At 53.6% G+C, this 25169-nt stretch carries 24 protein-coding genes; 18 read left to right on the forward strand and 6 right to left on the reverse strand.

The features are described from left to right. Positions 1-6 precede the first annotated feature (6 nt). The 6 genes from lpoB (at position 7) to A8F97_RS04690 (ending at position 5791) form a co-directional block, all read left to right on the forward strand. Entirely contained in the window at positions 7-588 is a 582-nt protein-coding gene (gene lpoB / locus A8F97_RS04665; protein ID WP_015730735.1) for a penicillin-binding protein activator LpoB, read from the forward strand. Next, positions 569-1462, forward strand: coding sequence for a thiamine kinase (gene thiK / locus A8F97_RS04670; protein ID WP_015730734.1), 894 nt, complete (start codon positions 569-571; stop codon positions 1460-1462). The genes lpoB and thiK overlap by 20 nt, the downstream gene beginning before the upstream one ends. A gap of 53 nt (positions 1463-1515) precedes the next feature. Then, positions 1516-2544 (forward strand): beta-N-acetylhexosaminidase, encoded by a 1029-nt coding sequence (gene nagZ / locus A8F97_RS04675; RefSeq protein WP_015730733.1) that lies wholly within the window; start codon positions 1516-1518, stop codon positions 2542-2544. Positions 2545-2572: 28 nt separating this feature from the next. Next, positions 2573-3115 carry an alpha/beta hydrolase YcfP gene (ycfP, locus tag A8F97_RS04680; RefSeq protein WP_014700404.1) on the forward strand — a complete coding sequence of 181 codons (543 nt, stop codon included), beginning with the start codon at positions 2573-2575 and terminating at the stop codon, positions 3113-3115. A gap of 364 nt (positions 3116-3479) precedes the next feature. Next, positions 3480-4784: an NAD(P)/FAD-dependent oxidoreductase gene (locus tag A8F97_RS04685; protein WP_014700403.1), complete on the forward strand. Its 1305-nt coding sequence runs from the start codon at positions 3480-3482 to the stop codon at positions 4782-4784. Positions 4785-5251: 467 nt separating this feature from the next. Then, complete coding sequence (locus tag A8F97_RS04690; protein ID WP_005970476.1) at positions 5252-5791, forward strand: glycine zipper 2TM domain-containing protein; 540 nt, start codon at positions 5252-5254, stop codon at positions 5789-5791. 81 nt (positions 5792-5872) lie between these two features. Here A8F97_RS04690 and A8F97_RS04695 read toward each other — a convergent pair whose 3' ends face one another. Beyond that, positions 5873-7069, reverse strand: a complete 1197-nt coding sequence (locus A8F97_RS04695) for an MFS transporter (RefSeq protein WP_033071675.1) — start codon at positions 7067-7069, stop codon at positions 5873-5875. A 37-nt stretch (positions 7070-7106) separates the two neighbouring features. Further along, positions 7107-8315, reverse strand: coding sequence for an MFS transporter (locus A8F97_RS04700; RefSeq protein ID WP_014700401.1), 1209 nt, complete (start codon positions 8313-8315; stop codon positions 7107-7109). A gap of 135 nt (positions 8316-8450) precedes the next feature. On the opposite strand from A8F97_RS04700, the gene A8F97_RS04705 reads away from it, so the two are divergent. Further along, positions 8451-9056: a TetR/AcrR family transcriptional regulator gene (locus A8F97_RS04705; RefSeq protein WP_033071674.1), complete on the forward strand. Its 606-nt coding sequence runs from the start codon at positions 8451-8453 to the stop codon at positions 9054-9056. 36 nt (positions 9057-9092) lie between these two features. On the opposite strand, the gene yegD is transcribed toward A8F97_RS04705, so the two are convergent. Both yegD and mfd read right to left on the reverse strand, forming a co-directional pair. Continuing rightward, the gene (gene yegD / locus A8F97_RS04710) at positions 9093-10445 is read right to left on the reverse strand and encodes a molecular chaperone (protein WP_033071673.1); all 1353 of its coding nucleotides are present in this window, start codon (positions 10443-10445) and stop codon (positions 9093-9095) included. Between the two features lie 278 nt (positions 10446-10723). Further along, entirely contained in the window at positions 10724-14176 is a 3453-nt protein-coding gene (gene mfd / locus A8F97_RS04715) for a transcription-repair coupling factor (protein ID WP_014700398.1), read from the reverse strand. A 136-nt stretch (positions 14177-14312) separates the two neighbouring features. Here mfd and lolC point away from each other — a divergent pair, with 136 nt between their 5' ends. The 5 genes from lolC (at position 14313) to cobB (ending at position 19297) form a co-directional block, all read left to right on the forward strand. Further along, positions 14313-15515 (forward strand): lipoprotein-releasing ABC transporter permease subunit LolC, encoded by a 1203-nt coding sequence (gene lolC / locus A8F97_RS04720; protein ID WP_033071672.1) that lies wholly within the window; start codon positions 14313-14315, stop codon positions 15513-15515. Continuing rightward, positions 15508-16215, forward strand: coding sequence for a lipoprotein-releasing ABC transporter ATP-binding protein LolD (lolD, locus tag A8F97_RS04725; RefSeq protein WP_015730727.1), 708 nt, complete (start codon positions 15508-15510; stop codon positions 16213-16215). Before lolC ends, lolD begins: the two co-directional genes overlap by 8 nt. Further along, on the forward strand, positions 16212-17459 hold the full coding sequence (gene lolE, locus A8F97_RS04730; RefSeq protein ID WP_033071671.1) for a lipoprotein-releasing ABC transporter permease subunit LolE: 1248 nt from the start codon (positions 16212-16214) through the stop codon (positions 17457-17459). The genes lolD and lolE overlap by 4 nt, the downstream gene beginning before the upstream one ends. A gap of 84 nt (positions 17460-17543) precedes the next feature. Beyond that, positions 17544-18455, forward strand: coding sequence for an N-acetylglucosamine kinase (nagK, locus tag A8F97_RS04735; RefSeq protein ID WP_015730725.1), 912 nt, complete (start codon positions 17544-17546; stop codon positions 18453-18455). Between the two features lie 11 nt (positions 18456-18466). Then, a complete protein-coding gene (cobB, locus tag A8F97_RS04740) occupies positions 18467-19297 on the forward strand; it encodes a Sir2 family NAD+-dependent deacetylase (protein ID WP_015730724.1) in 831 nt (276 codons plus the stop codon). Between the two features lie 22 nt (positions 19298-19319). On the opposite strand, the gene A8F97_RS22955 is transcribed toward cobB, so the two are convergent. Together A8F97_RS22955 and A8F97_RS04745 are read right to left on the reverse strand one after the other, a co-directional pair. Further along, the gene (locus tag A8F97_RS22955) at positions 19320-19553 is read right to left on the reverse strand and encodes a hypothetical protein (RefSeq protein ID WP_014700393.1); all 234 of its coding nucleotides are present in this window, start codon (positions 19551-19553) and stop codon (positions 19320-19322) included. A gap of 323 nt (positions 19554-19876) precedes the next feature. Beyond that, on the reverse strand, positions 19877-20593 hold the full coding sequence (locus tag A8F97_RS04745; protein WP_014700392.1) for a Crp/Fnr family transcriptional regulator: 717 nt from the start codon (positions 20591-20593) through the stop codon (positions 19877-19879). Positions 20594-20709: 116 nt separating this feature from the next. On the opposite strand from A8F97_RS04745, the gene A8F97_RS04750 reads away from it, so the two are divergent. The 6 genes from A8F97_RS04750 to A8F97_RS04775 all read left to right on the forward strand — a co-directional run bounded on the left by A8F97_RS04750 (position 20710) and on the right by A8F97_RS04775 (position 25123). Beyond that, positions 20710-21051, forward strand: a complete 342-nt coding sequence (locus tag A8F97_RS04750) for a cupin domain-containing protein (protein ID WP_015730722.1) — start codon at positions 20710-20712, stop codon at positions 21049-21051. A gap of 38 nt (positions 21052-21089) precedes the next feature. Then, positions 21090-21854, forward strand: a complete 765-nt coding sequence (locus A8F97_RS04755; protein ID WP_014700390.1) for a class I SAM-dependent methyltransferase — start codon at positions 21090-21092, stop codon at positions 21852-21854. Positions 21855-22028: 174 nt separating this feature from the next. Further along, positions 22029-23066 carry a vitamin B12 ABC transporter permease BtuC gene (gene btuC, locus A8F97_RS04760; RefSeq protein ID WP_033071670.1) on the forward strand — a complete coding sequence of 346 codons (1038 nt, stop codon included), beginning with the start codon at positions 22029-22031 and terminating at the stop codon, positions 23064-23066. A gap of 66 nt (positions 23067-23132) precedes the next feature. Then, entirely contained in the window at positions 23133-23684 is a 552-nt protein-coding gene (locus A8F97_RS04765; RefSeq protein WP_015730720.1) for a glutathione peroxidase, read from the forward strand. Further along, positions 23685-24461, forward strand: coding sequence for a vitamin B12 ABC transporter ATP-binding protein BtuD (gene btuD / locus A8F97_RS04770; protein ID WP_033071669.1), 777 nt, complete (start codon positions 23685-23687; stop codon positions 24459-24461). Between the two features lie 149 nt (positions 24462-24610). Further along, positions 24611-25123, forward strand: coding sequence for a C40 family peptidase (locus A8F97_RS04775; RefSeq protein WP_082218632.1), 513 nt, complete (start codon positions 24611-24613; stop codon positions 25121-25123). The last annotated feature ends 46 nt before the right edge of the window (positions 25124-25169 follow it).

The raw sequence follows: 25169 nt of genomic DNA on the forward strand, positions 1-25169 counted from the left end.
TAAAATATGAAAAAGTATCTAGGGGTGATACTGGCGGCATTGGTACTGACTGGGTGCCCGAGTCGTCCGCCAGAGCCCACCGAACCGCCTGCGACTATTGAACCGGTTGAGCCGCAAGTGCCGAGTACGACAACGCCGCCACCGGGGGAATCTGTACCACAACCGCCTAAAATCCAGACGTTGAACTGGGAAGCCAGCATTAACCCGCTGGTGGCGCAGATGTTGAAAGCCGATGGCGTCACGCCGGGTAGCATACTGTTGGTGGATAGTGTGAAAAACAGCACCAATGGCTCGCTGCCGATAGCGAAAGCAACAGGAGCGTTGTATAGCGCATTATCCTCCGGCAAGGCATTTACGCTGGTACCGCGTGAGCAGCTAGCCGCCGCGAAGCAAACGCTGGGCCTGTCGGTTGATGACAGCTTAGGTTCGCGCAGCAAGGCGATTGGTCTGGCGCGTTATGTCAGCGCACAGTATGTGCTGTACAGCGATGTCAGTGGTGATGTGAAATCGCCGCAGCTCGACATGCAGTTGATGCTGGTGCAGACCGGTGAAATTGTGTGGTCAGGCAATGGCGCTGTCCAGAATTAAGCAGGCGGGCATCCAGCAACAGTTGACGGCGGCGATCCAGAAACATTTCCCGGCAGTGGCGATGGACGATATTCGCTTTGAACTGGTGGGCGGGCTGAGTAGTAAAAGTTGGCGTATCCGTGGGCCTGGCATCGAGTGGCTTGCACGCCGACAGTCGGCAACTGAGCGGAAAATGGGCGTCGATCGCCAGCGAGAGTTCGCCCTGCTGCGGCAGATGTCAGCGATAGGGCTTGCGCCACGGCCACTGCTATGGCGCGATGACTGGTTGATTGTCGAATGGGTGCCGGGGCGCGTTGCTACACCTGATGAGTTCCTGATGATGCTGGTTAATGGCGAAGTGGCGGGTATGTTGTCGCAGCTTCATCGCCTGCCATGCTGTGGTTATTTTATCGATCTCAAGACGTTGTTTGCTCAACACTGGCAGTTGATGGATCCACGCCGTCGTTCGCCCGCGTTGTTGCGTGCTCACCATTATTTTCAACGTACCGCGTTACCCACGCCTTTGGCGTTGGCTCCCCTCCATCTGGATGTGCATGCGGAAAATCTGTTGATTACGCAGCAAGGCACCATGCTCATTGACTGGGAATACGCCTCAGATGGCGACATTGCCTTTGAGCTGGCATTCATTGTGCGAGCCAGTCAGATGGAAAGCGTAGCGCAAACGCATTTTCTACAGAGCTATCAGCAGCATCGGCGAGAGTTTTCCGTGAGCCGCCTTCAGCAACAGATGATACGGTGGTTTCCCTGGGTCGATTATCTGGTATTGATGTGGTTTGAAATTCGCTGGCAGCAAACGAAGAATCCCGAATTTTTAGCGGCAATCCCCGCACTCTATCAGCGCCTACAACTGGGCCATCGGCTACAGACAAGCTGAAGGCATGTTGTGACCGTTTTACTCAGCAGTACACTCTAAAGAATGAGGTTTTTGTGGGTCCGGTAATGTTAGATGTCGCCAGCTATGAGCTGGACGCAGAAGATCGTGATGTATTGGAACATCCGCTGGTTGGCGGCGTTATTCTGTTTACCCGTAATTTTCATGATGCGGCGCAGTTACGTGAACTTGTACGCCAAATCCGCGCGGCATCGCGCGAGCGTCTCGTGGTTTCTGTGGATCAGGAAGGTGGACGCGTTCAGCGTTTTCGTGATGGGTTTACCCGTTTGCCTGCCGCGCAGGCATTTGCTGCATTAAATAGTCTGTCGGAGGCTCAACGGTTGGCGGAAGAGGGTGGCTGGCTGATGGCGGCAGAAATGATCGCGATGGATATCGACATCAGCTTTGCACCCGTGTTGGATATTGGTCACCAGAGCGCGGCGATTGGCGAGCGTTCGTTTCACGAACAGCCAGAAACGGCGTTAGCTGTAGCGCAGAGTTTTATTCGCGGTATGCACAGTGCAGGTATGAAGGTGACGGGTAAGCACTTTCCTGGTCACGGTGCGGTCAGTGCCGATTCACATAAAGAAACGCCGCGCGATCCGCGTCCGCTTGCGGAGATTCGCGCACACGATATGCTGATTTTTAAAGAACTGATCCAGCGTCAGCAGTTGGATGCGATCATGCCTGCTCATGTTATTTATACAGAAGCCGATCCGCGTCCCGCCAGTGGTTCTCCCTACTGGCTTAAAACAGTACTGCGCGAAGAACTGGGTTTTGAGGGCATCATTTTCTCTGACGATCTTTCGATGGAAGGCGCCGCCGTGATGGGGAGCTACCCTGAACGGGCGCAAGCCGCGTTGCAGGCAGGCTGTGACATGATTCTGGTCTGTAATCATCGTGAAGGAGCCATCAGCGTGCTGGATAACCTGTCCCCGGTCAAAGCAGATCAACTGATGCGCTTATATCATCAGGGCTCGTTTTCTCGCCGAGAACTGCTGGATTCGTCGCGCTGGAAGCAGGCAAATCGGGCGCTCACCTCACTCAGTGAGCGCTGGCAGGCGCATAAAAATGGTGAGAAATAGGCAACCTAGTCAGTGGTGAGGATAAAAAATGATTATCTATTTACACGGTTTTGACTCGACCAGCCCCGGTAACCATGAAAAAGTCTTGCAGCTTCAGTTTATCGATGAAGATGTACGGTTGATTAGCTACAGCACGCTGCACCCGCGTCATGACATGCAACATCTGCTAAAGCAGGTGGATAAGATGATCCAGCATTCTGATGACGATCGTTCACTAATCTGTGGCGTGGGGTTGGGGGGGTTTTGGGCTGAACGGGTCGGTTTCCTGTGTGATATACGACAAGTCATCGTCAATCCAAACCTTTTCCCTCAGGAAAACATGAGCGGTAAAATTGATCGGCCCGAAGAGTATCTGGATATCGCCACGAAGTGTGTCGCGAACTTTCGTGAAAAGAACCGCGATCGCTGCATGGTAATGCTTTCCCGTCAGGATGAGATGCTCGACAGCCAGCGCAGTGCACAGGTGTTGGGAGAATATTATGAGATTGTTTGGGACGATATCCAGACGCATAAATTCAAAAGCATCTCTCCCCATTTACAGCGTATAAAAGCCTTCAAAACGTTGGGTTGAGACTGTGCTCGTGGTGGCTTGTTAATCGCTACTGGCTTTCCTTCTGATGCCCTTGTTTGAGGGGATCAGGGGAATGGCGCAGTTTATTTACTTTCCTTAGTTCGTATGCCAGCGCATGTGCATACTATTCTGCATTTTCTCTTCAGACAGACTTCCGCTAATCCACTGAAATAAAGATGAAATTTTCTCGGTAAAAACCTGCAAAGCAAAATAAATTGATATATATCAATTTTGGTATGACCAAATAACCCAGCGTGCTATTCTTGCAGCAGATATCAGGCTTAATTTACGCGAACCCTATGTTATATAAGGATATTATTTTTTACTCTTTATTAACGATTGGTTCACATTTTAGGGGGTCATTTTGACATCACCAACCAAAAAAATTGTCATTGTCGGCGGGGGAGCTGGCGGACTTGAACTTGCCACAAGTTTAGGCCACAAGTTAGGACGCAAGAAGAAAGCGGAGATTACGCTGGTGGATCGTAACCATAGCCACCTGTGGAAACCGTTGCTGCACGAAGTGGCGACCGGCTCTCTGGACGATGATATGGATGCGCTGAGCTATCTGGCGCACGCACGCAATCACGGTTTCCAGTTCCAACTGGGAATGCTGACGGATATCGATCGCGGGCAGCAGCAGATTCAACTGGCTGAAGTGTGTGATGAGCAAGGCGATGTATTGGTCGCGGCGCGTCGCATACCGTATGACATTCTGGTGGTGGCGTTAGGCAGTGCTTCAAATGATTTCGGCACACCGGGCGTGAAAGATCACTGTATTTTCCTGGATAACCCAAAGCAAGCCCGTCGCTTCCATAATGAAATGCTGAATTTGTTCCTCAAATTCACTGCAAATCAGGACGAAAAAGAGCGCGTAAATATTGCGATTGTGGGCGGTGGCGCGACGGGAGTCGAGCTGTCTGCGGAATTGCATAACGCGGTGAAACAATTGCACAGCTATGGTTTTGACGGACTGGATAACCAAACGTTGAATGTGACGCTGGTGGAAGCGGGCGAACGTATTTTGCCTGCACTGCCGCCGCGTATTTCAGCGGCAGCGCATCAGGAGCTGAACAACATTGGCGTGCGCGTGCTGACGAAAACCATGGTAACCAGCGCGGAAAGCGGTGGTCTGAATACGAAGGATGGTGAATTTATCGACGCCGATCTGATGGTTTGGGCGGCAGGGATCAAAGCACCAGATGCAATGAAAGACATTGCTGGCCTGGAAACCAACCGGATTAATCAGCTTGTCGTTGAACCCACGTTGCAGACGACACGCGATCCTAACATTTTCGCTATCGGCGACTGTGCATCCTGCCCGCAGGAAGGCGGCGGCTTCGTGCCACCGCGCGCGCAAGCGGCTCATCAGATGGCATCACGCTGCCACAGCAACATCATCGCGCTGCTGAACGGACAAACGCTGAAATCTTACGTCTATAAAGATCACGGTTCGCTGGTCTCACTGTCTAAATTTAGTACGGTGGGTAGCCTGATGGGGAACCTGATGCGGGGTTCCGTGATGGTCGAAGGCCGGATTGCTCGCTTCGTTTACATCTCACTCTATCGTATGCACCAGGTCGCCCTGCATGGCTATGTGAAGACGGGTTTGATGATGCTGGTGGGGGGTATCAACCGGGTGATACGCCCGCGGCTCAAATTGCATTAATCTGCAACGAGTGACATCCTTCTGCTACGGGCGTGAACGCGATTTCACGCCCGTATTTTTTTATCATCGGCCTGCTTTGGCTCTTGGAAAATAGCTGTCTTTTCGTCAACGTATTAACCAGTGCCGCCCCTGAGACGTTCCTCTGTTCGCCATGCCATTAAGCACCTTTCTGAATTAACAGTATAAAATATCGTCCTATTAGCAATTCCAGTTAAGATAATTCCCAAATGACAGTTTTATGTTACGAATCTGACACTTTTGGTGAGTTAGTCTTATTGCGAGAATGTGAAACATTGTGCAGACTTTCCACTGTTTACAGATGGCGTAGCACGCACGCCGAAAATTCTGAATGTTGTTATTCAGGAGGAACCATCGGATTCATCGCGTTAAACGCGAGCTGGCGTAAGACAAGATTACGGCGGGATTGCAGATGGGGAATGCGTGAGAATAGATTTGGGAGGTATCCTGTGAACAAATCAATGTTAGCGGGTGTAGGTATTGGTGTAGCTGCGGCATTGGGTGTGGCGGCGGTGGCGAGTATGGACGTCTTTTCGTCTAAACCTCAGTATGCACAGGTGTTAACGGCAACACCTATTAAAGAAACGGTCAAAACGCCTCGCCAAGAGTGTCGTAACGTAAACGTGACTCATCGTCGTCCGGTGCAGGATGAAAACCAGATTGCCGGATCGGTACTGGGTGCAGTGGCCGGTGGCGTTCTGGGACATCAGTTCGGTGGCGGGCGCGGTAAAGATGTTGCGACGGTAGCTGGTGCGCTGGCAGGCGGTTACGCGGGTAACCGTGTACAAAGCGGCATGCAGGAAAATGATACGTACACGACACAACAGCAGCGTTGTCAGACGGTGTACGACAAATCACAAAAAGTTTTAGGTTATGATGTCACCTATAAAATCGGCGACCAGCAGGGTAAAATCCGCATGGATCGCGATCCAGGCACACAAATTCCAGTGGATAGAAATGGTCAGTTAGTCCTGAATCAACAGAGCTGATTTACCTCAACGTCTACGTTTTTGCGCTGACACCATCTCTAAAAACCGCGAGACACCTGAAGAAGGTGCTCGCGGTTTTTTTCATTCGACGACCTTCCACTGTTCAGCCAACCTAATACTTACCAATAACAGTAAGGCGGTAGCCGTAAATCCACCTGCCAGCCAAAGCGTAGTGATAAGACCTGAGCTATCTACGATCTGACCGCCGACCCATGACCCAAACGCGATGCCAATATTGAAAACGCCAACATACAGCGCGGAAGCAACCTCTACAGCGCGTGGTGCAACCTTCATCATCCATGTCATCAAACCAACGGATACACCGCCATAGGCCAGTCCCCAGACCAGCAGCGCCACGCCGCCACCGACAGGCGAGTCCCCGAGGGTCAGGAATAATATCGAGGTCAACAGCAGCCCGAAAGCGATTATCGTCAAGGTTAACACCGTGCGCTGCGCCGCAATGATACCTGCCAGAAAATTGCCAACGATGCCTGCAAGACCATAGGAAAACAACAATGCGCTAATCCACTGTGTGTCGAATCCCGATACCGAGAGCAGCAGCGGTCGCACGAAGGTAAAGGCTGTGAAGTGTCCGGCTACCAGTAATAGTGTCAGGATTAGTCCGACTTGCAGCTTATTGTTGGTCAGTTGCTCACCGAACTGGTGTACGGTGGTTGAGCGGGCAACGGGCAGCGCCGGAATCACTGCGAGGAGAAGTATCAGTACCAATCCGCTAAACACTGCCATGCAGCCAAATGCCCAGCGCCATCCTACGATGTCGCCGATCAGGGCACCGAACGGTACACCCAGCACGGACGCTGCTGCGACGCCGCCGAAGATAATAGATGTCGCCAGACCGATGGATGGCTCGGGAACGAGGCGTGCAGCCAGACCTCCGGCAATCGCCCAGATACCACCCATACAGAAGCCGACAAGCACGCGTGCACCCAGCATCCAGCCGATGTCTGGTGCCAGTGCCGAGGCAATATTGGCGATAATCAGCAACGTTAGCAGACCGCATAAAATCATGCGTCTATCCATGCCGCCGGATGCGATCACCACCAGTGGGGCGAATAACGCGGCTAAGAGTGCAGGCAGTGAAATCATCAGCCCTGCGGTTCCGGTCGAGGTATTCAATGTGTCGGCAATAGGGGTCAGTAGACCGACCGGAAGCATTTCCGTCGTGACCACAGAGAAAGTCGCAAGACCGACAGCGGCGACGGCCAGCCAGGGATGCTGTGCAACAGCGCTTATAGGAATAGATGAAGATGTATTCATGGTTCAATCCTTAACATGGGAAAAGGTTTGGTAACCGTCAGACGGTATGGGGAAAGGAGGAAGCATGTGTTCGCAAACGCTGATACCCCCAGATCGTGACCAGTAGCACCAAAACGCCAGCGCACAGTGCAACGGCGAATCCAGCGCGCGCGCCACCCTCATCCACGACGTAGCCTGACACGGCTGCGCCCAGCGCTACGCCGACATTCAGCCCCGCCAGCAGCCAGGTCATGCCTTCGGTCAGACGATGTTCGGGCACCAGACGTTCGACCAGCGACATCGCCACGATCATGGTGGGGGCGAAGAACAGCCCGGCGATCAGTACGGCCGCAGCTAATGCAGGAATGCTGCCAGCCAGTAGCAGAGGTAGCGTGGTTGCTGTCGTTGCCACACCGCCGAGTAATAGCAGGCGATGCAGTGGAGTCCGTAGCTTGAGGGCACCGAACAGCAGCCCGGCCAGACAAGAACCGAACGCATAAGCTGACAAAACCAGACTGGCCGCCGCCGGTTGGCCACGTTGTTCGGCGAAGGCCACGCTGACGATATCCACGGTGCCAACGATGATGCCCATCGCCGCCATCAACAGCGTCAGCAAACGCACGTTCGCCTGTTTGATCACCATTCCTGAACGAGCCGTGCTGACATCCCGTTTTTCTACTGGTGGTTCGGTGCCGCGTTGTGTAACCAGAGCAAATACGCCAACAACCAGTAATAGCACCGCTGCCAGCGGGCCCGCCTGAGGAAACATCGCTACTGATAGCCCGACAGCCAGCGGAGGTCCGGCGATAAAGGTAACTTCATCGAATACCGTCTCCAGCGAGTAAGCGGTTTGCAAATGAGGATGCCCGCGATAGATGGCCGTCCAGCGTGCTCTTACCATCGCTGACATGCTGGGCATGAAACCGGCCAATAATGCGCCGATGAATAAGGTCCAGTCTGGTGCTTGCCATCGGGAACTGGCGAGCAGAAGCAGCATGCCGATCGCGCTGATTATCGTTGCCAATGGCAGTACGCGACCTTGTCCATGTTGATCCACCAGACGAGAAATCTGCGGTGATAGCAGGGCGTAGGTCAGTACAAAAGTGGCAGATACCGCTCCTGCTAGCGCATAACTGCCGCGCAGTTGCGACAGCATGGTGATAATGCCGATGCCTGTCATGGGCAGCGAGATTCGCGCCAACAGGCCAGCCAGCGCAAAACCTCTGGTGCCAGGAGCGGCGAAAAGTTCTCGATAAGGATTGAGCATCTTGTTCTCCAAAGTGAATCCACTTGCCACCACCTCACGATATGGCGACAATACATACAGAGCGTATGAATAAAAGCATATATTCATACGGAATGAATGTAAATAATCATACGGTGTGTATGTAAGGGTGTTCTCATGGTTCGTCGTACCCGTGCTGAAATGGAAGAAACACGCGCTACACTGTTGGCGACCGCTCGTAAGGTCTTCAGCGAATGCGGCTATGCAGATACCTCAATGGACGATCTCACTGCGCAGGCGAGCCTGACCCGTGGGGCGCTTTATCATCACTTTGGTGACAAGAAAGGATTGTTGGCGGCGGTGGTGGAACAGATTGATGCTGAGATGGATGAGAGACTGCAAGCGATCTCCGATACTGCCGAAGATGACTGGAAAGGTTTCTGTGGTCGCTGCCGTGCCTATCTGGAAATGGCACTGGAACCGGAAATTCAGCGTATCGTGCTGCGCGATGCGCGGGCTGTATTGGGGGGGGGATCGCCGGATTCACAACGGCATTGCGTGGAGTCGATGCAGCGGCTGATCGACAATCTCATACGCCAAGGCGTAGTGGCTGAAGCTGACCCACAGGCGCTGGCATCGTTGATCTACGGCAGTTTGGCCGAAGCGGCGTTTTGGATCGCGGAGGGAGAGGATGGTAATGCGCGGCTGGCACAAGGCACTGCCGCGCTGGAATTACTGCTGCGTGGGCTGTTAGTCAAACCACAACCAATAATAAAATCATAACCTTACGGGACACATGGCTTACGTCTCGTATTTGACTTAACGGCGAAAGACGACCTCTGCCCAGCGTGCCAGACCGGCGGTAACGGAGCCAAAATCGTTACCGCTGGCGATAGGGATATCAGGCAGCAACTGCTGAATGGCCTGACGCAGCAGAGGAGATTTTGCGCTACCGCCAGTCAGGTAGATCACTTCTGGTCGGGTCTGGCTGGTTTCTAACGCCAGTGTAACCTGTTGCTGAATGCGCGTGAGCGGATTATCGATCGCGGCGTTAAGTTCATCAGCATGAATGCGCGTTGCCAGACCTGATTCGATAAAGTGCAAATCGGCTGCCGTTTCCGATTGGTTGGAAAGCGCGATTTTGCTCTCTTCCGCCAGTTGAATCAGACGGTAGCTCAGGCGCTGTTGCCACACGGTCAGCAATCTTTTCACCAGTTCAGGCTGGCGGGCATCGCGGATCATTTCGTTGATTAACGCGCTGCTGGCGGTACTATGAAACTCTTTTTGTGCCGGAATATCGTTAATCGCGACCGCATTCCACCAGGTCATGATCGGTAGGGCGATGCCTTTTTCCGACTCGCTATTCATGCCAAGCAGCGGCATGAGCTGTTTGAACGCGAGCATGATGTCCAAATCGTTACCGCCAACACGGCAGCCGCTGTGTCCTAACAGGCTTTGCGAACGTTCGTGTTGCTTATGCCACTCCGGCCCCATCAGCAACATGGAGCAGTCGGTGGTGCCGCCGCCGATATCTACGACCAGCACGCGCGTTTCTTTCGTCAGTGTGGATTCGAAGTCCAGTCCGGCAGCCACGGGCTCAAACTGGAAGACGACGTCTTTAAACCCTGCACGGTGTGCGGCACGATCTAAAATTCCTTGCGCCTGCTGGTTGGCTTCTTCGCCGCCGATACTTTGAAAGTTAATCGGACGACCGATGACGGCCTGATGAATAGGCTGGTCAAGCTGGCTTTCTGCCTGTGTGCGGATATGCAGCATCATGGAGCAGACCAGATCTTCAAACAGCGCGATCTGCTGCGCTTTCAACCCGACGGCACCGAGGAAGGACTTCGGCGATTTGACGAACCACGTCTCTTCCGGGTCATCCATATAGTGGCGTAACGCCTCACGCCCGAATTTCACGCTATCGGGCTGCACGCGAATATCTTCTTCGCGGTTGTAGCTGATGGCACGCTTCAGCAGCAGTGCGTTCTCGCCCTCGGCATTGACCTGATGGTGTCGCCATAACCACTCGCTAACCGCTTCACGCACGGGCGCACACAGCAGGGAAGAAAGATAAGGTGAGCCATTTTCCAGCGACAGGAGCCGTGGTGTCCCTGCATCCATCACCGCCACGGAGCAGTTGGCGGTGCCGTAGTCAAAACCGATAAACATAGTGAGGCCCCATGCCATGAAAAATTTCCGGGAGAAACTTTTAACGTCGCACTAGCGACTGCCCGGAAAGGTGCCGCCAGAGATAGCGGGCCATAAAAAAGGTTGGCGACTTTACTGCGTTACTGAGGTAGTTGTAAAGGTGGATGTAACGGAAGGGAAATGTTTGCTTATGGGAAGGTTCCCATCAGACTAATGACAAACCTATTTTCCGCATTGCGGCCTTGCTCAGCAACCTTACGGGAACCCGAAGGTTCCCGTTTTTATGGTGAAAGGACGAATTAGGCTGCTAGCGTATGCTGTGCCATGTTCCCCAGCAGTGTACCGACAAACTCGATGCGCTGTGGACGGTCACTTAAATCCTTCATAAATTTCAGGCGAGTCGGACCATCCAGACGATAGGTGCCCGGATCGCGCTGCAACAGGCCGATGAGATGAGACGGATCGACGCGATTTTGCTCGCCGAATTCGATGAAACCGCCTTTCTCATTGCCTTCAATACGGCGGATACCCAACGCTTGCGCCTGCTGGCGCAAGGCGGCGATCTGCAACAGATGTCGGCTTGCATCAGGAAGGAGGCCGAAGCGATCGATCAGCTCTACTTTCAGCTCATCCAGTTCGACAGTATTTTTCGCACTGGCAATTCGTTTGTATAGCGACAGGCGCGTATTGACGTCGGGGATGAAATCGTCGGGCAGCAGGGCGGGCAACCGTAGTTCGACGTCGGTCTGGCTATTGATCAGATCTTCCAGTGACGGCTCCCGACCGGCTTTCAGAGCGTCTACGGCGCTTTCCAACAGTTCCATGTACAGTGAGAAACCGACGCTGGTCATCTGTCCGCTCTGATCGTCCCCGAGCAGTTCGCCCGCGCCGCGAATTTCCAGATCGTGCGTTGCCAGCGCAAAGCCTGCACCGAGGTCTTCCAATGAGGCGATCGCTTCCAGACGTTTCTGTGCGTCGGTGCTCATCGCTTTAGGAGGCGGCGTCAGCAGATAGGCATAAGCCTGATGGTGAGAACGCCCCACGCGACCACGCAGTTGGTGCAACTGTGCCAGACCGAAGTGATCGGCGCGCTCAATGATGATGGTGTTGGCGCTCGGTATGTCGATCCCGGTTTCGATGATGGTAGTACATACCAGCACGTTAAAACGCTGGTGATGGAAGTCGTTCATCACCCGTTCTAACTCACGTTCACGCATCTGGCCGTGGCCGATAGTAATGCGTGCTTCTGGCACCAGTTCCGCCAACCGTTGAGTGGCTTTCTCGATATTTTCGACGTCGTTATAGAGGTAGTACACCTGCCCACCGCGCAGCGTTTCACGCAGAATGGCTTCACGCACCATCAGATTGTCATATTCTCGCACGAACGTTTTCACCGCCAGACGACGGGCGGGGGGCGTGGCAATAATCGACAGATCGCGCATGCCGCTCATTGCCATGTTGAGCGTTCGTGGAATCGGTGTAGCGGTCAGCGTCAGGATATCTACATCCGCTCGCATCGCTTTGATGCGCTCTTTGTGACGCACGCCGAAGCGGTGTTCTTCGTCGACAATCAGTAGCCCTAAATCGCGCCAGCGCACGTCGCTCTGTAACAATTTGTGGGTGCCGATCAGAATATCGACTTTGCCTTCCTGCGTTTCCTCAAGAATCTGGGTTTGTTCACGCGCGCTGCGGAAGCGGGAGATCATCTCAATCTTCACCGGCCAGTTGGCAAAGCGATCGCGGAAGTTGTCAAAATGCTGCTGCGCTAACAGCGTCGTCGGCACCAGAACGGCAACCTGCTTATGGTTTTCAACCGCTAAAAACGCGGCGCGCATTGCCACTTCGGTTTTACCAAAGCCGACATCGCCACACACCAAACGATCCATCGCCAGCGGCTGGCACATGTCGCTCAGCACGGCGTTGATGGCCTGGGCCTGATCGGGCGTAGTTTCGAAAGGGAAACTTTCGCAGAAAAGCTGGTACTGCGTTTTGTCATGCTTAAAGGCAAAGCCGCTCTTCGCCGCGCGCTGGGCATAAATATCCAGTAGCTCGGCGGCGACATCACGCACTCTTTCCGCCGCTTTTTGCCGCGCACGCGACCACGCCTCGCCACCCAATTTGTGCAGCGGTGCATTCTCATCGGCACCGCCCGCGTAGCGGCTAATCAAGTGCAGCGAAGAAACCGGGACGTACAGCTTGTCTTCACCCGCATAGGTCAAAATCAGGTACTCGGCTTTGATGCCACCGGCTTCCAGCGTGGTTAGCCCCACATAGCGGCCAACGCCGTGTTCGAGGTGAACGACGGGCTGCCCCGGACGCAGTTCTGCCAGATTGCGGATCAGCGTATCGGTATTAATCGTGCGGCGACTATCCTGACGGCGACGGCTGACGCGTTCACCCAGCAGATCGCTTTCGCAGATTAAGGCGCGCTGACGCAGGGTGTCGATAAAGCCGTGTTCGCTGGCACCAATGATCAGATAAGTGCCACGTCCCTGTGCCTGCTCTAGCGTGTTGATGAGCTTAGGGTTCAGCTTGATGCGAGCCAGCAGCTCTTGTAGCGTTTCGCGGCGACCTTCGCTCTCAACAGAGAAAACGATCTGGCCGTCGAACTGTTCGATAAAACGGCGTAGTGCATCCAGCGGCGATTTCTGCTGGTGTTGAACCGCCAGATCCGGCAGCGGCAGATAGGCCAGATTTACGTTGGCGGCTTTTTCCGGCAACGTATCGGTTCTTAACTGTACACGTGGCCACGCTTTCAGCTCGGTGAACAACCCATCGACGCGTAGCCAGAGGGAATCCGACGACAACAGCGGGCGCATGGGGTCGACACGGCGACTTTCAAAGCGCTGCTGAATATCCTGCCAGAAGCGCTCAGCGCTCTGTTCAATATTACCCGTGTTGACGATCAGCGTGTTGTTCGGGAAGTAACTGAATAGCGACGGCAGCGGCTCACTGAAGAATAGTGGCTGCCAGTATTCGATCCCTGCGGGCCAGACGCCTTTGCTGACCTGTTGATAAATGTGCTCGGCATCGCGTCGTACCTCGAACTGTTCACGCCACTGGCTGCGGAAAAGCTCGATTGCAGTTTTGTCGGTCGGGAATTCATGCGCGGGCAGCAGATTGATGTGTGGTACTTCATTCAGCGTTCGCTGCGTGTCCACATCAAACAAGCGCAGGCTGTCGATCTCGTCATCAAAGAAATCGATGCGATAGGGCTCTTCACTCCCCATTGGGAATAGATCCAGCAGCGCGCCGCGCGTCGCATATTCGCCGTGCTCCATCACCTGATCGACACTACGGTAGCCCGCTTGTTCCAACTGCGAACGCAGCTTATCGCGCGAGAGGCGCTGGCTTTTTTTCAACACCAGCGCGTGGCCGTGCAGGAAACTGTGCGGACAAACGCGTTGCATCAGCGTGTTGACCGGCAGAATCAGAACGCCGCGTGTCATGTTGGGCAATTGATAGAGCGTGGAAAGGCGAGTTGAAATAATTTCCTGATGCGGAGAAAAGCTATCGTAGGGCAGCGTTTCCCAGTCAGGCAGCGTGGTGACGTGCTGGTCGGTAAATTGCTGAATTTCATCACGCAATCGCAGGGCGTTTTGCATATCGGGCGCGATAAGCACCACCAGCCCGGCGTGGCGTTCAACGATCTCTGCACATTCAACGGCGCAGGCCGCGCCGGTTAACTCGCCCAACAGGCGCTGTTCGCCCGCTTTGGGTGGCAACGAATAACGGTAATTTTCAGGCATCATCTGATTATCGGGTCTCGCCTCCCTGCATTCGACCAAGAAAAAGCCGTTGAGTGAGGGTGTTAGGGTTCCATAAAGCAGTACTACCCTTTATTATCCTTGATCACTTTGCTTTGGCAACCTTATCCAGACGGATTTCATGTATCAACCTGTCGCTTTATTTATCGGTCTGCGCTATATGCGCGGGCGTGCATCAGACCGCTTCGGGCGGTTTGTCTCTTGGTTATCCGCTATTGGCATCACGCTGGGCGTGATGGCGCTGGTCACCGTGCTTTCCGTCATGAATGGCTTCGAGCGCGAATTGGAAGGCAATATTCTTGGCGTGATGCCTCAAGCCGTGATCTCTACGCCGCAAGGTTCGCTGAACCCCGCGTTGATCCCTGCTTCCTCCTTAAACTCGCTGGACGGTGTGACGCGGATCGCGCCGCTGACCACGGGCGATGTGGTGCTGCAAAGCGCCCGCAGCGTCGCAGTCGGCGTGATGCTAGGGATTGATCCTGACGAAAAAGAGCCGCTATCGCGCTATCTGGTCAACGTCAAACAGCAGCAGCTTCAACCCGGTCAGTATCAAGCCATTTTGGGTGAGAAACTGGCCGAGCAACTGGGCGTTAAAATGGGCGATCAGGTGCGTATGATGGTGACGAGTGCCAGCCAACTGACGCCGATGGGGCGTATTCCTAGCCAGCGTATCTTCACCGTTGCAGGAACCTTTGCCGCTAACAGCGAGGTGGACAGCTACCAGCTATTGGTGAACCAGCAGGATGCCTCACGGCTGATGCGTTATCCGGTGAACCAGATTACCGGTTGGCGTTTGTGGCTGGAAAAGCCGCTGTCAGTCGATACGCTGAGTACGCAAACGCTGCCGGAAGGCACGGTCTGGAAAGACTGGCGCGAGCGCAAAGGTGAGCTGTTTCAGGCCGTGCGCATGGAAAAAAACATGATGGGGTTGTTACTCAGCCTGATCGTGGCCGTGGCAGCGTTCAATATTATTACCTCACTGGGTTTGCTGGTGATGGAAAAACAGGGAGAAGTCGCCATTCTGCAGACGCAGGGGCTGACTCAACGTCAGGTGATGGCGGTATTTATGGTGCAGGGGGGAAGCGCTGGTGTGGTTGGCGCGTTGTTAGGAGCATTGCTGGGAGCGCTACTGGCCAGCCAACTGAATACGCTGATGCCCGTGCTGGGTGTATTACTGGATGGTGCTGCGTTGCCGGTGGATATTGATCCCATGCAGGTGGTGACGATCGCTATTTCCGCGATGGTCATTGCCCTCTTATCGACACTTTACCCATCATGGCGTGCTGCCACCGTTCAACCCGCTGAGGCTTTACGTTATGAGTGATTTATCATTATTGCAGTGTACTAACCTGTCCAAGCGTTATCAGGACGGCAAGTTGTCTACCGACGTGCTGCGCGATGTCTCTTTTGAGATGAGCAGCGGCGAGATGATGGCGATAGTCGGAAGCTCTGGCTCGGGCAAAAGTACGTTGCTGCATGTGCTGGGGGGATTAGATACGCCAACGTCAGGCGAGGTTATCTTCAAAGGCCAACCGTTGAGCACGCTTTCGGCGGCGGCAAAAGCAGATTTGCGCAATCGCGAGCTGGGCTTTATTTATCAATTCCATCACCTGCTGCCGGATTTCACCGCGCTGGAAAACGTGGCAATGCCGCTGCTGATTGGCAAAGTACCCACGTCACAGGCACAAGATAAAGCGCGCGAAATGCTGGCCGCCGTCGGGCTGGATGCGCGCAGCCACCACCGTTCGTCCGAACTGTCTGGCGGTGAGCGGCAGCGTGTCGCTATTGCCAGAGCATTGGTCAACAGCCCGTCGTTGGTGCTGGCGGATGAACCGACCGGTAACCTCGATCAGCGCACAGCAGATACTATTTTTGAACTGCTGGGAGAACTGAATGTTCGGCAGGGTACCGCCTTTCTGGTGGTGACGCATGACCTGCAACTGGCTGGCCGACTGAACCGCCAACTGGAAATGCGTGACGGTCAACTGCAGCAGGAACTGACCCTAATGGGAGCGCGGCAATGACCTTTCCTCCGCTCTCGTTGCAGATTGGCCTGCGATTTAGCCGTGGCCGTCGGCGCGGTGGCATGGTTTCGCTGATTTCAGTCATTTCAACGTTGGGTATCGCTCTCGGCGTGGCGGTATTGATTCTCGGCCTGAGCGCGATGAATGGGTTTGAGCGTGAACTGAATAATCGCATTCTTGCGGTGGTGCCGCATGGCGAGATCGAGCCGGTTAACCAGCCTTTTGATGACTGGCAGGACATCCTGCCTAAAATCGAGCAAGTGCCCGGCGTTGCCGCTGCTGCGCCTTATATCAATTTCACCGGGCTGCTGGAGAATGGCGCTAAACTTCAGGCGATTCAGGTAAAAGGTGTCGATCCGCAGCAGGAAACACATCTCAGTGCCTTGCCCAACTATGTTCTCAATGATGCCTGGCAGCAGTTTCGTCCGGGTGAGCAGCAGGTCATTATCGGTCAAGGTGTGGCGAAAACGCTGAACGTTGCGCAGGGTGATTGGGTCACTGTGATGATCCCGAACAGCGACCCTGAAATGAAGTTGATGCAGCCTAAACGCATCCGGTTGCACATTAGCGGTATTTTACAACTGAGCGGCCAGCTCGATCACGGTTTAGCGCTGATCCCGCTGGCGGATGCCCAGCAGTATCTGGACATGGGGCCGAGCGTGACGGGGATCGCCATCAAAGCCAACGATGTGTTCTCCGCCAATAAACTGGTGCGCGATGCGGGCAACGTCACGAATGCCTATGTCTATATTCGCAGTTGGATTGGCACCTATGGTTATATGTATCGGGACATCCAGATGGTGAGAACCATCATGTATCTGGCGATGATCCTGGTGATCGGCGTGGCCTGTTTTAATATTGTTTCAACGCTGGTGATGGCGGTGAAAGATAAAAGTAGCGATATCGCTGTCTTGCGCACGCTGGGTGCGTCAGATGGGCTGATTCGGGCTATCTTTATTTGGTACGGACTATTGGCCGGGTTGTTGGGCAGTGTGATAGGCGCAGTGGTCGGCGTGATCGCCACCTGGCAACTGACGCCGATTATTCGCGGTGTTGAAGCCCTCATCGGCCATAAGCTGCTGTCTGGTGACATCTACTTTATTGATTTCCTGCCGTCGGAATTACATCTGATGGATGTGTTTATCGTATTGGGTACATCGCTAGTGCTGAGCCTGATTGCCAGTTGGTATCCGGCACGGCGCGCCAGTCGGATTGACCCAGCCCGCGTGTTGAGCGGACAGTAAGCCAAGCCAACGCACATGCGGCTTGAGATATGACGGGGATATTCCCTATCGTGTGGCACTGCGATCACACCCTAAGGAGCGGTCATGTACTACGGTTTTGACATGGGCGGCACGAAAATTGAGTTAGGCGTGTTCGACGCTACGTTGAATAAAGTGTGGCAAAAGCGGGTGCCGACCCCGCGCAATAATTATGATGATCTGCTCACTACGCTGGTCGATCTGGTGCGTGAGGCCGATGCTCAGGTTGGCATGCAGGGGAGCGTGGGTATCGGCGTACCGGGTATCCAGAATGAGAGCGGGGCGCTATTCACCGCCAACCTACCTGCGACGATGGGAAAACCGCTGCGCGTTGACTTGTCGCAGCGCTTACAGCGTGACGTTCGTATCAGCAACGATGCCAACTGTTTTGTGCTGTCTGAAGCTTGGGATGCGGAGTTCCGTTCCTATCCTGTCGTATTAGGGGTAATTTTGGGCACAGGGTTGGGCGGCGGGCTGGTGATTAACGGGCGTCCGGTGGACGGGCGTAACGGCATCGCGGGTGAGTTCGGCCATCTCCGCTTGCCGTCAGACGCGTTGGATATTATCGGCGTGGATATTCCGCGCGTGAAGTGCGGCTGCGGGCAATCAGGCTGTATCGAAAATTATATTTCCGGTCGCGGTTTTGAATGGCTATACGAACATTTGTATGGTGAAACCCTACCTGCTGTCACTATCATCCGGCACTATCGTGGCGGAGAAGAAAAAGCGCGGGAGTTTGTCGACCGTTTTATGGATTTGCTGGCGGCCTGTCTGGGCAATCTGCTGACCTTGTTCGATCCACATTTGTTGGTATTGGGCGGCGGCTTGTCGAATTTTGACGAAATTTATCAAATTTTACCGACGCGTCTTCCTGCACGACTTTTACCGATTGCGCAACTGCCACGTATAGAGAAAGCGCGTCATGGCGATGCGGGTGGTGTACGTGGCGCAGCATTGCTACACATAATGGATAACTAGCTGGAGTAAGTATGTATACGCGTCAACGATTAGGACGTTTTCACAAGGGAAAGCGTATGCGGCAACAGCGTCTTCGGGCGCGTATTTTCCATCGTGATTATCTGGCTGCAAGCGAAATGAAAAAGCCGCGTGTTGTGGTACTGACGGGCGCTGGCATTTCAGCAGAATCGGGCATTCGTACCTTCCGTGCGGCCGATGGCCTGTGGGAAGAACATCGCGTTGAGGATGTCGCAACGCCAGAAGGTTTTCAGCGTGACCCTGAACTGGTGCAGGAATTTTATAACGCCCGTCGCCGTCAACTACAGCAGCCGGAAATTGTGCCGAATGCCGCACATCTGGCGTTGGCCAATCTGGAAGCGATGCTAGAAGATAACTTCCAACTGATCACACAGAACATCGATAATCTGCATGAACGTGCTGGCAGCCGGCGCGTCATTCATATGCACGGTGAGCTACTGAAAATACGCTGTAGCCAAAGTGGGCAGATTTTTGAGTGGACGGACGATCTCGCTGCCGGTGAACGCTGCCACTGCTGTCAATTTCCCGCGCCGTTACGCCCGCATGTGGTGTGGTTTGGTGAAATGCCGTTGCACATGGACAAAATTTACCACGCACTGTCGCAGGCGGATTACTTTATTGCGATTGGCACGTCGGGGCATGTCTATCCCGCCGCTGGCTTTGTCCATGAAGCCCACTCGCACGGTGCCTACACGCTGGAGCTGAATTTAGAACCCAGTCAGGTAGAAAGCCAGTTTGATGAAAAAATCTACGGTCCTGCGAGTGCCGTGGTACCCGAGTTTGTCGGTGCCTGGCTGACGCGTGGCAAAAGCATCAAATTTTAAGCGTCAGCAAAACGTGAAAACGTCATGAATCGTATGACGATGGCGTTTTCTCATGCCGATCGTTGCCACAGCAACATTCGTCAAGCTGATCGAAAGGCAACATGGCAGCGTGGTTAAAGAAACAATATTCACTCTCGCTACAGCGAGCATACGCAGCGGTTTCTGTCGGCGAGGCCGTCTGCGGATGCGGCGGCTGACTGTTGTCGCGTGACAATATTCCATGATGTGACAGTGCTCGTCGGAAAAAGCCCAGCATAGCGTTACCCTCACGATATCTCATTACGATGTTAATGAGATAATTATGTTAATGAGAGTTATTCTCATTAATGTAAGCTAAGCGTAGTCGATAATCCGGTAATACGGGAATGACAATTGTCAAAATGTATATACTCGTCATACTTCAAGTTGCATGTGCGTTGGCTGCGTTCACTCACCCGAATCACTTACTTTAGTAAGCTCATCGGGATTCCTTCCCTTGCCGCCTTCCTGAAACTTGAATTATTTAGAGTATAACGACCGTTGTTCTATTCGCCCTTTATGCTTCATCTTACAAAGCCTTAGCACCACAGATTATTCCTGTCAGAATGTTCGTCTGGCTTCGGCTGCCAACGCTTTCAGATAAATCAGATCGCACAATTCCACCTGATGGCCTCGATAGGTAATGTGGCCTTGCCGCTTCCAGTCAGACATCAATCGACTCAATGTTTCACTGCGCATCCCCAATGATGTGGCGAGCTGACCCCGGCTCACTGGCAATGTCAGGTGTTGAGTTTGCTGAATGTGATGCTGCCGCAGCAGATAATCTGCCAGACGCTGTGGTGCGGAGCTGGAGGTCAGCCAGTCGATTTGGTTGATCGTCGAGTAGAGCTTTTTGCCTAGATAATTCAGCAAACGCAGCGCCAGTTCGGGACGTTGCAAACAAAACTGGTGAATATCCTGCCGTGGGATCATCAGCGTGTGGCCGTCGCTCAGCGCGCGGATGTTCATCGGGAAGCGGCCGTGATCCATAAAGACGGCAGCAATAGCGACAAATTCACCGCGTTCAAACTGCCCGAAAATTTTCTCATCTCCGCCATAGGTATGGCGAAAAGCCTGTAATTTTCCCGTTTCAACTAGCAAACAGTGCTGCATTTTGTCACCTTCGCGAAACAGAACATCATCCTGCTGGAAAAACAGGCGCTCGCTTTTGGCCAGTAGCTCGCACACTACGTCGCTGGATTCACCGCGCATCCAGTCATGCTGAAACAGCACGTCGCCGTATTCATCGGGCGATAGCGCCTTTTTGACAAATGTCATTTGCCCTCCCAGAGGCTGGTATTACCATTAAGCTGGTAAATGAAAATAATAATCACTTGCATGAATTCAGCAAGCAAAATCACGGCGCGCTGAATCGAAAATAGCGGAGCGTTTCCATGAAAGACAATACTCTTCCGGCAGCACAGGCGCTGGTTCTCCATGAATTGATTACCCCAACAGAACACGGTATCGCCAGTCGCGTGTTGGCCCGTACCGACGGCGGCAATGTTACGCTGTTTGCCTTCGACCAAGGGCAGGGGTTGAGCGAACACAGCGCACCTTATGATGCACTGGTTATGGTACTTGAAGGTGAATTATTGCTGACGATCGGGGGTGAGCCTGTCGTCGCACAGCCCGGCACGCTGGTACGTATGCCTGCCAATATCCCTCATGCCGTTGATGCACAGCAGTCGTCACGTATGTTGTTGACCATGTTGAAGACGCTGAAAACGCAGTAAATAGCGAATGCGATAACACAGAATTAAGGAGTGACAGTATGAGCGATCATGAGGCAGGACATAAATTTTTAGCCCGCTTGGGGAAAAAGCGTTTGCGCCCCGGCGGCAGAAAGGCAACCGAATGGTTGCTCAGTCAGGCTGGGTTCAGGGAAGACAGCGTAGTACTGGAAGTTGCCTGCAATATGGGCACCACGGCGATGGAGATCGCACGCCGTTTTGGCTGTCAGGTCATTGGTGCTGATATGGATAAAGTGGCGCTACAGAAGGCGCAGGAAAATGTGGCAGCGAACGGTTTGGCCTCGCAGGTCACGATTATGCAGGCAAATGCGCTGGAACTGCCGTTTCCCGATAATCACTTTGACGTAGTGATTAATGAAGCCATGCTGACGATGTATGCCGACAAGGCCAAGAGCCGCATTATTGCTGAATATTATCGCGTGCTAAAGCCGGGCGGCCGTCTGATCACCCACGATATCATGCTGCTTTCCGAGAAAGATACCGGGGCATTGCAGGCGGTGGAGCAGATGCATAAAGCGATCAACGTACACGCTCAGCCTATGCTGCGTGAACGCTGGGTTACGCTGTTTCAGGAGTGTGGTTTTAGCAAGGTCAACTATGATAACGGTGCGATGACGCTGCTGACGCCACAAGGGCTGATTTATGATGAAGGTGTGGTTGGTGCGGCGCGTATCGTAAAAAATGCGCTGAAAAAAGAGAATCGCAGCATGTTCTTCAACATGTTTCATACCTTCCGCCGTAATCGAAACCAGCTTAACTATATTGCGGTGTGCAGTACCAAGTAATGGCCATATTCCTTTTGAACGCGTCGCGGTAACAAGGAAAAAGCGTGTAAGGCAGGCGAAATCGTTTAACATACGTGACAATGTGTAGAGATGCTCCGTGCAGTTGCTATTGTTACGGTGGACTCTCTTTATTGCGCTCTTTTCATTGCGCTGGACTCCTTGTTACGGTGAACAATGCAGCCATTTTCGCCGGGTGATGTCACGCTGAAACACGCGGCGCAGTTGCCCCATTACAGCCAGCTAAAACAACAGCAGTGCAGGCGCGATCGTCGGAGTCTGGCACTGCTGTCGGCGTTTCTCGTGCTCACGCTGGTTGTCAGTCTGTGCGCCGGAGAACGCTGGATTTGGCCGACAGCCTGGCTGGATGACGCTCAGCAACTCTTTGTCTGGCAACTGCGATTACCCAGAACGCTGGCCGTCATGCTGGTGGGTGCCAGTCTGGCCATGTCAGGTACGGTCATGCAGGCCGTCTTTGATAATCCGTTGGCTGAACCGGGGCTGTTGGGTGTTGCGAACGGCGCAGGCGTCGCCTTAGTGTTGACGGTGCTGCTGGGGCAGGGACTGTTGCCTGTCTGGATGTTAAGCCTGAGCGCCATTGCCGGTGCGCTGCTGATTACCTTTCTATTACTCCATTTTGCCCGTCGTCATATTTCCAATACCCGTTTGTTACTCATTGGCATTGCGCTGGGAATTATTTGTAGCGCGGTGATGACCTGGGCGGTCTATTTCAGTACCAGCCTCGATTTACGCCAATTGATGTACTGGATGATGGGCGGTTTCAGCGGCATTGACTGGCGGCACGGTTGGTTGATGTTGACGCTATTGCCGCTGTTGCTGTGGCTAAGTCGTCAGGGCACGGTGTTGAACGGGTTGACGCTGGGCGAGATTCAGGCGCGCCAATTGGGTATTCCAGTCTACCGTTGGCGTACCATTTTCGTGCTGGTTATGGGCGTACAGGTCGGGCTGAGTGTGGCACTGGCTGGTATTATTGCGTTTATTGGATTGGTGATCCCTCACATGTTGCGACTGTGTGGACTGACCGATCAGCGTTATTTATTGACCGGATGTGCGCTAGCTGGTGGAGGTGTTCTGCTGCTGGCAGATACGGTCGCGCGCGTTGCGCTGAGTTCAGCCGAGTTGCCGATAGGCGTGGTTACCGCTACGCTGGGATCGCCATGGTTTATCTGGCTGTTATTACGTAATCGGCTGTAGCGATACGTTTTGTTTTACCACTCTTGTTTTATCAACGCTGGTTTTATCACTAAAGGGAGCAAAACGATGAGCACTGAAATCTATGCTATTCCGCTGACCACCATCGATGGGAAAGCGACAACGTTCGAAGCGTTTAAAGGGCAGGTTGCTTTAGTTGTCAATGTCGCCTCTCAATGCGGCCTGACTAAGCAATACGATGCGTTGGAAAAACTCTACGAAACCTATCGCGACCAAGGCTTGGTCGTGCTGGGTTTTCCCTCCAATGAATTTGCGGGGCAGGAACCGGGTTCAGAAGCAGAGATTCAGGAATTCTGCCGTGGGACGTTTGGCGTTCAGTTTCCGATGTTCAGCAAAATTGAAGTGAACGGTGAGAACCGCCATCCGCTATATCAGTTGCTGATTCGTCAGCAACCAGAAGCCAACGGTACCTGGAAGAGTGACTTTTTCGCGCGACTGGTGAATAAAGGCCGTAAACCCAAGGATCCAGAAGACATCCTGTGGAATTTCGAGAAGTTTCTGGTCGATCGCGACGGACGCGTGATTGAGCGTTTTGCGCCGGATATGTCGCCTGACCATGACACCATCGTCAAAGCGATAGAAGCGGCGTTGGCAAAATAATTGACTCAGCAGACTTCCCCGGTATTGCAACTGCGGCAGGCTAGCGCCTTGCCGCGTTTGTCGCCAACGACTGCGGAATTTTATCGCGGTGAACTGTTGCATATCATTGGCCCGAATGGCGCAGGAAAGAGCACGTTGCTGGCAAGAGCGGCGGGCCTACTTACGGGAGAAGGTGAAGTGTTGCTGGCTGGTACAGCGTTGTCGCAGTATACGGCAGCGGATTTAGCCGTGCGGCGTGCCTATCTGGCGCAGCAGCAACCGCCATTGGCGCTGATGCCAGTGTTTCAGTATTGGCAACGGCACCAGCCGGCGCTGGCACAAGAATACGCGGTTGAAAAGGTGGTGCACTCTCTGGCGGAACGCCTGATGTTAACCGACAAGCTAGCGCGCCCGCTCACGCAGCTATCGGGCGGTGAGTGGCAGCGCGTTCGGCTGGCGGCGGCGCTGTTACAGATTTGGCCGACGATTAACCCGCACGCGCGTCTGCTGCTGCTGGACGAACCCACCAACAGTCTGGATGTGGCTCAGCAGGTAGCGCTGGATTCGTTACTGAGCGAACTCTGTCGCTTGGGGATTGCTGTCGTGGTTTGCGCACACGATCTCAATCACAGCGCTCACCATGCGGATCGCGTGTGGCTGTTGTCGTCGGGTTCGCTGGTGGCGCAGGGTGAGACGGCGGATGTCATGCTGCCTGAGGTGCTGTCTCCTGTGTTCGGTGTCGCGTTTCAGCGGCACGTGGTCGATGGCAGAAATTGGATTATCACCCGTAGCGCCTAACCTTTATCGTTAGAAAATAGGCGTCTCCAGAAAATAGGAAAAATCACCTTTACTTGCCAGTTACCCTGATTAAACGCTAAATTAATCCAATACCTAGCATTTTCAAACGCCAGAGGTTTATGGCCCCGGCGGTTTTATGGTAATCGCGCATGATACGTTTACGACTTGGTTTTTCTCTACGACAGGGTTTGATCCTACGATACAGTTTACTCCTCGCCAGCCTGATTTTGGTCGGCTGTAGCAGCAGCCGGCATAATAATCCGCCGCCGAATGCGCGTCTGAGCGATTCGATCATGGTGATGGTGCAGCTAAACGATCAACTGGGACAATGGTACCGAACGCCTTATCGTTATGGCGGTCTGGATCGTAATGGCGTCGATTGCTCCGGTTTCGTCTACCTGACGTTTCGTGATAAGTTTGGCATGCAGCTACCGCGCACCACGGAAGGACAAACTGAGCTGGGTGAGCGTATTGATCGTGATAATTTGCTGCCGGGCGATTTGGTTTTTTTCAAAACGGGCAGCGGCAGCAGCGGGCTGCATGTTGGTATTTATGATAAAGACGACCAGTTTATTCACGCTTCCACCAGCCAAGGCGTCATCCGCTCGTCGCTGGATAACGTATATTGGAAACGAGCATACTGGCAGGCCCGCCGCATCTAATTCCTTACTTTGTTTACATGCCTGAAATTTGTACGTAAAACGCTAC

Origin of the sequence: Pectobacterium parmentieri (assembly GCF_001742145.1) — a bacterium.
GTDB lineage: Bacteria > Pseudomonadota > Gammaproteobacteria > Enterobacterales > Enterobacteriaceae > Pectobacterium > Pectobacterium parmentieri.

Coding starts and splice junctions, on each gene's coding strand:
- yegD (WP_033071673.1), bottom strand. CDS start 10,445: ATGTTTATCGGTTTTGACTACGGCACCGCCAACTGCTCCGTGGCGGTG.
- A8F97_RS04755 (WP_014700390.1), top strand. CDS start 21,090: ATGAGCGATCATGAGGCAGGACATAAATTTTTAGCCCGCTTGGGGAAA.
- ycfP (WP_014700404.1), top strand. CDS start 2,573: ATGATTATCTATTTACACGGTTTTGACTCGACCAGCCCCGGTAACCAT.
- mfd (WP_014700398.1), bottom strand. CDS start 14,176: ATGATGCCTGAAAATTACCGTTATTCGTTGCCACCCAAAGCGGGCGAA.
- A8F97_RS04765 (WP_015730720.1), top strand. CDS start 23,133: ATGAGCACTGAAATCTATGCTATTCCGCTGACCACCATCGATGGGAAA.
- cobB (WP_015730724.1), top strand. CDS start 18,467: ATGTATACGCGTCAACGATTAGGACGTTTTCACAAGGGAAAGCGTATG.
- lolD (WP_015730727.1), top strand. CDS start 15,508: ATGAGTGATTTATCATTATTGCAGTGTACTAACCTGTCCAAGCGTTAT.
- lolE (WP_033071671.1), top strand. CDS start 16,212: ATGACCTTTCCTCCGCTCTCGTTGCAGATTGGCCTGCGATTTAGCCGT.
- A8F97_RS04705 (WP_033071674.1), top strand. CDS start 8,451: ATGGTTCGTCGTACCCGTGCTGAAATGGAAGAAACACGCGCTACACTG.
- A8F97_RS04775 (WP_082218632.1), top strand. CDS start 24,611: ATGATACGTTTACGACTTGGTTTTTCTCTACGACAGGGTTTGATCCTA.
- A8F97_RS04695 (WP_033071675.1), bottom strand. CDS start 7,069: ATGAATACATCTTCATCTATTCCTATAAGCGCTGTTGCACAGCATCCC.
- A8F97_RS04750 (WP_015730722.1), top strand. CDS start 20,710: ATGAAAGACAATACTCTTCCGGCAGCACAGGCGCTGGTTCTCCATGAA.
- A8F97_RS22955 (WP_014700393.1), bottom strand. CDS start 19,553: ATGCTGGGCTTTTTCCGACGAGCACTGTCACATCATGGAATATTGTCA.
- nagK (WP_015730725.1), top strand. CDS start 17,544: ATGTACTACGGTTTTGACATGGGCGGCACGAAAATTGAGTTAGGCGTG.
- lpoB (WP_015730735.1), top strand. CDS start 7: ATGAAAAAGTATCTAGGGGTGATACTGGCGGCATTGGTACTGACTGGG.
- A8F97_RS04745 (WP_014700392.1), bottom strand. CDS start 20,593: ATGACATTTGTCAAAAAGGCGCTATCGCCCGATGAATACGGCGACGTG.
- btuC (WP_033071670.1), top strand. CDS start 22,029: ATGCAGCCATTTTCGCCGGGTGATGTCACGCTGAAACACGCGGCGCAG.
- lolC (WP_033071672.1), top strand. CDS start 14,313: ATGTATCAACCTGTCGCTTTATTTATCGGTCTGCGCTATATGCGCGGG.
- A8F97_RS04700 (WP_014700401.1), bottom strand. CDS start 8,315: ATGCTCAATCCTTATCGAGAACTTTTCGCCGCTCCTGGCACCAGAGGT.
- thiK (WP_015730734.1), top strand. CDS start 569: ATGGCGCTGTCCAGAATTAAGCAGGCGGGCATCCAGCAACAGTTGACG.